The organism is uncultured Microbacterium sp. (assembly GCF_963521645.1).
Classification (GTDB): domain Bacteria; phylum Actinomycetota; class Actinomycetes; order Actinomycetales; family Microbacteriaceae; genus Microbacterium.
In genome coordinates, this window is record NZ_CAUQVQ010000030.1 from 26203 (window position 1) to 32722 (window position 6520).

7 protein-coding genes are annotated in these 6520 nt (G+C 69.8%); 2 read left to right on the forward strand and 5 right to left on the reverse strand.

The annotated features are described in order from the left end of the window. Nucleotides 1–108 precede the first annotated feature (108 nt). A complete protein-coding gene (locus RWO82_RS08835; RefSeq protein ID WP_314425808.1) occupies nucleotides 109–1581 on the forward strand; it encodes a DUF222 domain-containing protein in 1473 nt (490 codons plus the stop codon). A 133-nt stretch (nucleotides 1582–1714) separates the two neighbouring features. Here RWO82_RS08835 and RWO82_RS08840 read toward each other — a convergent pair whose 3' ends face one another. From RWO82_RS08840 to RWO82_RS08860, 5 genes are all read right to left on the reverse strand, one after another. After that, nucleotides 1715–2515 carry an endo alpha-1,4 polygalactosaminidase gene (locus tag RWO82_RS08840; protein ID WP_314425810.1) on the reverse strand — a complete coding sequence of 267 codons (801 nt, stop codon included), beginning with the start codon at nucleotides 2513–2515 and terminating at the stop codon, nucleotides 1715–1717. 11 nt (nucleotides 2516–2526) lie between these two features. Then, nucleotides 2527–3261 (reverse strand): DUF899 family protein, encoded by a 735-nt coding sequence (locus RWO82_RS08845; protein WP_314425812.1) that lies wholly within the window; start codon nucleotides 3259–3261, stop codon nucleotides 2527–2529. Nucleotides 3262–3347: 86 nt separating this feature from the next. After that, nucleotides 3348–4739, reverse strand: a complete 1392-nt coding sequence (locus RWO82_RS08850; protein WP_314425815.1) for an MFS transporter — start codon at nucleotides 4737–4739, stop codon at nucleotides 3348–3350. A 34-nt stretch (nucleotides 4740–4773) separates the two neighbouring features. Beyond that, nucleotides 4774–5868: a YbdK family carboxylate-amine ligase gene (locus RWO82_RS08855; RefSeq protein ID WP_314425817.1), complete on the reverse strand. Its 1095-nt coding sequence runs from the start codon at nucleotides 5866–5868 to the stop codon at nucleotides 4774–4776. Between the two features lie 8 nt (nucleotides 5869–5876). Beyond that, the gene (locus RWO82_RS08860) at nucleotides 5877–6143 is read right to left on the reverse strand and encodes a Rho termination factor N-terminal domain-containing protein (RefSeq protein ID WP_314425820.1); all 267 of its coding nucleotides are present in this window, start codon (nucleotides 6141–6143) and stop codon (nucleotides 5877–5879) included. A 117-nt stretch (nucleotides 6144–6260) separates the two neighbouring features. Between RWO82_RS08860 and RWO82_RS08865 the strand changes: the two genes are divergently transcribed. After that, entirely contained in the window at nucleotides 6261–6425 is a 165-nt protein-coding gene (locus tag RWO82_RS08865) for a hypothetical protein (protein WP_312169549.1), read from the forward strand. The last annotated feature ends 95 nt before the right edge of the window (nucleotides 6426–6520 follow it).

Below are 6520 nucleotides of genomic sequence, written 5' to 3' on the forward strand. Positions count from 1 at the left end.
GTCGGGGCCGTCTCCGGTCTCGAATCGGCCGGGCAGGGCATTGCGGGATGCTGGCATCTTCCGCGAGCGATCGTCCCGGTGTTAGAACATTTGTTCTAATGTGGGGGTATGGCATTTCGGACGGATCTCGACCTCGATCTCGAGGAGCGGTGTCGACTGCTCGACGAGTGGGTCGAGACGCGGCGTGAGATCGCGGCGCTCGAGGCGAAGGCGAGCGGGCTGCTGGTGCAGCGGTTGAGGGTGCGCGAGGCGGATGCGTCCGAGCACCCGTTTCATCGGGACGCGATCCACCGGTCGATGATCGCGGAGTACGCGGCGGCGGGGCGGGTGAGCACGGGATCGGTGGAGTATGCGTTCACGGATGCGCGCACGGTGTCACGGTCGCTGCCGGCGACCCGGGCGGCGTTCGAGGCAGGGGCGATCAGTGTCGGGCATGTGCGGGAGATCGTGCGGGCGAGTGTGATCGTCAGCGACGCGATCGACGACGGCACGGTGGCGCCCGAGACGATGGGGCTGTTCGAGGCGGCGGTGCTGGTGGTCGCCGAGCGCGAGACCGCGGCGCGCACGAAAGCCCACGCCCGGCAGGTCGCGGCGACCCTCGCGGGTGTGAGTCTGCTCGCCCGCCAGCGCCGGGCGATGGAAGAACGGAGCGTTCAGGTGCGCTCGGTCGGTGATGGGCTGTCTCTGCTCACCGCGGTGCTCCCGGAATGGGTCGCCGAGGGGATCGCCGACCGGCTCACCCGGATGGCCCACCAGATCGCCCGCACCCGCGACGAGCGCGCCCCGCACCTGCCCTCTCACGACGACCGTGAGCAGTCTCGTGACCTGCACGACTTCACCCCCGACGATGCTCAGTACGAGGCGTATTTCACAGGCGGGGTGATCTTCGGCGAGTCCGGCACGTTCACCACCGACCCGCACGCCGGCCTCCTGCGCGATCCGATGACCGACCCGGCCAGCCCCGACATTGCACACCTCGACGCCGACACCGACATCGACACCCGCACGATCGACCAGATCCGCGCCGATGTCCTCGCCGACCTGCTCCTCGCTGCGACCCCCAGCCCCGAGAACGGCACCGGGCTGGAGAACATCACCGCCCGTATCCAGGTCACCATCGCCGCCACGACCCTCGTCGGCGCCGACGACCGCCCCGCCCACCTCGACGGACACGGCCCCCTCGCCCCCGAGATCGCCCGCCGCCTCGCCGGGCATCACACCGGCTGGACCCGCCTCTTCCTCGATCCCACCGGACTCGTCACCGAGACCGACACCTACACCCCCACCGAACCCATGCGCCGCTTCCTGCGCGCCCGCGACCAGCACTGCCGATTTCCCGGCTGCCGTACACCCACACACCGCTGCGACATCGACCACACCCACGACCACGCCCGCGGCGGCCGAACCCGCACCGACAACCTCAGCCACCTCTGCCGGCGACACCACGCCCTCAAGCACCCCGACATCACCGACACACATCGATGGACAGCCCACCAACGACCCGACGGCACCATCACCTGGACCAGCCCCCTCGGCCGCACCTACACAGACCCCCCACCACGACGAGTCATGTTCACCTGAGGGCCACCCGTCGCGCCCTCCTGGTGACGATCGCGCACACGTTGACGCTCCCCGCGCACCCGGTGGCGCTCCCCGCGCTCCCGGCGACCCTCCCGGCGCACCGGGCGGCCCTCCCCGCTCTTCGGGCCACCCGTCAGCGGCAGGTCTCGAACACGTGTCCCTCGTCATCGGGCGTGAGAAGGTCGCGATCACGCAGCACCATGGACCGCGGGGACTCGTCGTCGGCGCACATCTCCGCGAACGGCCGTGGCAGTTCGTCGGTGTACTCGATGTCGACGACGCGGTCGCCGTACACATCGGTGAAGGAGGCGCACTCCTCGTACGCAGCGCATTCCTCGACCACCGCGAAGTCGAACCCGGCGCTCTCGTGCAGACGGGCGGCATCCTCGGCGGCGTTCTTCTGCCCCGCCGCGATCCCGGATCCGTGTGCGATGTCGACGAGCATCGCGGCGAGAGCCAGGTTGTCGTCGAGGGCGAGGGCCCCGTCCGAGCGTGTGTACGAATCGAGGTTGTCGAACTCCACCGCATCGAACCCGTCGTCGGCGCATCCCGCGATCCACGCACCGACGCGGTCGGCGATCGCCTCACGCTTCTCAGCGCTCGACGTGTCGAGCAGCGCTTCGTCGGGCCAGTCGGGGTCGAACACCGGTTCTCCGTCGCGCTGCAGCAGGAGCTCGGCCTCCCAGTCATCGAGTTCGCCCGGTTGCGTCTGGAATCCGTTGACGTAGCAGATCGAGTAGACCCCGTCGGCGGGCGGATCCGACCGGTCGCGGCCCACGATGCCGACGCCGTCGGCCGGCCCGTACGCTCCGCCGAGCTGATAGTCGGGGGTGGCGCCGGCAGGGGGCGGCGAGAGGGCGGCGCTCGACGCGGCATCCGCCGTGCACCCGGTGAGGGCGATCAGGCTCGCGGCGAGCACCGCGATCGCGCCCACCGACAGCCGCTTCAGGAGCCGGCTCCCCGCAGAGAGCCGGTCGCCGTTCCGTACAGTTCCGCGATCTCCTTCGACCCCATGCCGCGATCGTAGGTCGGATGCTGCGGCCAGCCCTCGGGTGACTGCTCCCACTCCTCTTGACGGCCGTACGGCAGCAGGTCGACGAGGCCCTGCAGGTGGCTGAGTCGTTCGGTGCCGCGGCCGTTCGTGTGCCAGGTGCGGTAGACGGTGTCGCCGTCGCGCAGGAAGACGTTCACCGCGAAGCCCTCGTTCGGGCCCGCGTCCATGTCCTTCCCGAAAGAGCTGTCTGCGCTCGAGTACCAGCTCATGCGGTTGCCGACGCGCTCGCGATAGGCGAGCGCCTCGTCGATGGGGCCGTTCGTCACGATCACGAACCGGGCGTCGTAGTAGCGCTCGAGCGCGTCGAGGCGTGTGAACTGCGAGGTGAACCCGGTGCATCCCGAGCACTGCCACTCGTTGCCGTCGGTCCACATGTGGTTGTACACGATGAGCTGCGGGTGCCCGTCGAAGATCTCAGCGAGGCGCACGGGCCCCTCCGCGCCGACGAGCGTGTACTCCGGGAGCTCGACCATCGGCAGGCGTCGCCGCTGCGCGGCGATCGCGTCGAGCTCGCGCGTGGCTGCCTTCTCGCGGACTCGCAGAGCGTCGAGCTCGCGGCGCCACGTGTCGGCATCGACCACGGGCGGGAGCGGATTCTGTGTCGACGGTTCGACGGACGTGCTCACGAGTGACCTCCCGAAACTCGGACAGACGGTTCCCTCAGTCTGCGCCCGCCCGCCGACACCCGTCAACGCGCGCCGCAGAGGCGCGGTCACCGCGCGGCGTCGACGTCTTCCGGTGCGGCTTCGGCAGGGTTCCGGCGGATGCCGATCCACGACACGACGCCGCCCACCGCGAACAGTGCCGCGGTCACCCACGCGGCGTTGTGGAATCCGCCGAGGTCGAGCGTGCCGCCGATGATCGTCGACAGCATCGCGACGACGAGCAGTCCGGCCACGCGCGAGACGGCGTTGTTGACGGCAGACGCGATGCCCGACCGTGACTCGTCGATCGCCCCGAGGATCGCGGAGGTGAGAGGGGCGACAGTGAGGGCGAGGCCCAGGCCGAGCACGAGCATCGCGGGCAGCACCTGCCACCAGTAGTCGAACTGCTCGGCCACGAGCAGCAGCATCAGGGCGCCCACCGCCATGATGAGAGGCCCGACCGTCATGAAGATGCGCGGCCCGAAGCGGCCGGCCCACGATCCCGCCCGAGAGCTGAGCAGGATGAGCAGCACCGTCACCGGCAGGCTCGCGAGGCCCGCGGCGGTGGCGCTGAGGCCCGCGCCCTGCTGCAGGTACACCCCGATCACGAAGCCGTTCAACGAGAGCGCCGCGTAGACGAACAGGGTTGCGAGGTTGCCCCAGGCGAAATCGCGCACACGGAACAGCGACAAGGGCATGAGCGGTGCGGGCGACCGCTGCTGCCGCACGATGAACAGGGCGAAGAGCAGAGCGCCCACGACTCCGGGCAGCCAGATCGCGGGGGAGGACCAGCCGAGGTTCGGCTGTTCGATCAGTGCGAACACGACGGCGCCGAGACCTATCGCGCAGAGCGCTCCGCTGAGCCAGTCGACGCGCACGCGGCTCGGGCGTTCTGCGAGCTTCAGTCGGGCCAGCAGCACGAGAGTCACACCGATCGGGACGACGTTGATCAGGAACACCAGGCGCCACGACAGGTAGTCGACGAAGAGGCCGCCGAGAAGCGGGCCGACGAGCTGTGCGCCGGTCGTGAACGCGGTCCAGACGCCGATCGCGCGCGCCTGGAGGTCGCCGCGCATGGTCGCGGTGATGAGGGCGAGCGAGCTCGGCACGAGGAGGGCTCCGGCGGCTCCCTGCGCGGCGCGCGCGATGATCAGGATCAGCGGATCGGGAGCGGCGGCCACCGCCACCGAGGCCACCCCGAAAGCGATCAGTCCGACGCGCATCACGAACACCCGCCCATAGGCATCCGACAGCGACCCGGCCAGCAGGATCAGCGCGCTCAACGTGATCAGGTACGCGTCGACCACCCACTGCTGGGTGGTGATGCCTCCGCCGAGCTCACGGCTGATCGCGGGGAGGGCGACCGTGACGACCGTGCCGTCGAGGAACGTCACGAACGACGCGAGCACGGCAACCGAGATGACGAGCCGCTGCAGGGGAGCGAAGGAAGAGGAGGCCACAGGCTGACACTACTGCCGCGGCGCCCTCGCCGGGTCAGTTCTCGGCTGCTCGGAGACCGGCGCCCGTGCTGCCCGCGCGGTAGAGGTGACGGAGGCCCGCGACTCCTCGCTTGGCATGGGCGCGCAGTTGACGCTGCGCCCCTGTGCCGTCGGCGCTGATGCGCGCCAGGGCGTCGGAGACGAACTCGCGGTCACCGTGCTGTTCGAGGGTCGGAGCGATGCGTTCGAGCATTCCCGCCAGCACGTCCTGCACCGCGCAGACGTCGCCGGTGCGCGGGTCGACGATCCGTGCGTCCGGTCCCTGTCGCGCCGCCGTCCACAGCGACGAGTCGATCGCGTCGTGCCGCACGTCGGCGGCGTCTCCGAGTTCGTCGCTGAGCACCAGGGCTCGGATCAGAGCGACCGCGAGCAGGGTGTCGTCGACCGTCAGCTGTACGTCGCACACCCGCACCTCGACCGTCGGGAAGTTCTCCGACAGGCGCACGGTCCAGCCGATGGAGCTGGCCTCGGGGATCGCCCCCATCGAGACGAGCTCGTCCACTCGGGCACGGTAGTCGGCGAGGTCGGCGAACCGCGGAGGACTCCACGACGCCGGCAGACGACGGATCAGGATGCTGCGCCAACTGGCGAATCCGGTGGGCCGTCCCTTGCTGAACGGGGCGTTGCCGGTGAGGGCGAGCAACACAGGGAGCCACGGTCGCACACGGTTGAGCGCGCGGACCCGCTCCTCGTCGTCCGTCACCTCGACGTGCACGTGCAGACCGTTGACCTCGTGATCGCGGGTGATCTCCGCCAGGTGATCCGCGACCGCGTCGTAATGAGGTGAGCGCGATACCACGAACCTGTGCGGGGCGATGAACGGCGTGCCGGTCGGGGCGATGATCGCGCCGTGCTCGGCTGCCTGAGCGCCGAGCATCTCGCGCATCTCTCGCAGCTGCTGCGCACCGTCGGCTCGCGTGGCCAGCGGTGCAGTGGCCGTCTCGAGCTGGCACGTGAGGTATTCCGGCGTGACCTCGCCCGACGGGCGCGTCCCGACCAGGCGGGCCCGTGACTGCGGCGTCATGGCCAGCGGAACGAGCGTCTTCTCGTCGAGGAGGACGAATTCCTCCTCGATCCCGAACCGGGCCACCCGCGGCCCTAGTGATTCCGCAGGGCGGAGATCAGGTCGGCCTTGCGCTTGCGGCTGTAGCCGCTCAGCCCGATCTCCTTGGCGCGGGCGCGGAGTTCCTCGACTGTCCAGTCCTCGTAGTCGCCGTGCTTGCCGCCGCGGCGTCCCACGGTGCTCCGGCCGTCGCGCGCTGCCGCGTTCGAGATCCTGGCCGCCTTCTCCTTCGAAGCACCGTCGTCGCGGAGCTCCTCGTACAGCTCCGGATCCTTGAGCGAACTGTTCCTGCGTCCTGGCATGTCCTACTCCTCACATGTGGGGAAGCCTCGCGTCAAGCCCCTCGGGGGATGCGATGTCCCGGGTCTAGGTTGAGAGCCCTAGACGGGCGCTCCGCGCCCCAGTAGAAGGGAAGACCGATGAACATCCTTCTGATCATCATCATCGTGATCGCGATCATCCTCGCGATCACCGGCGGACTGGTGCAGTCCCTGCAGTTCCTGCTGTGGGTCGGGCTCGTGCTGCTCGCCATCGCGGTGATCGCCTGGTTGATCCGATCGATCTCCGGCAACCGCACGCGCTGAACCCGAACGAGTGGGGCCCGCCATACGGCGGGGCCCGCGCGGGGGGGGGGGTTGGGCCCAGAAAACCGCCCCCCCCGGGCCCCCCCCCCGGGGCG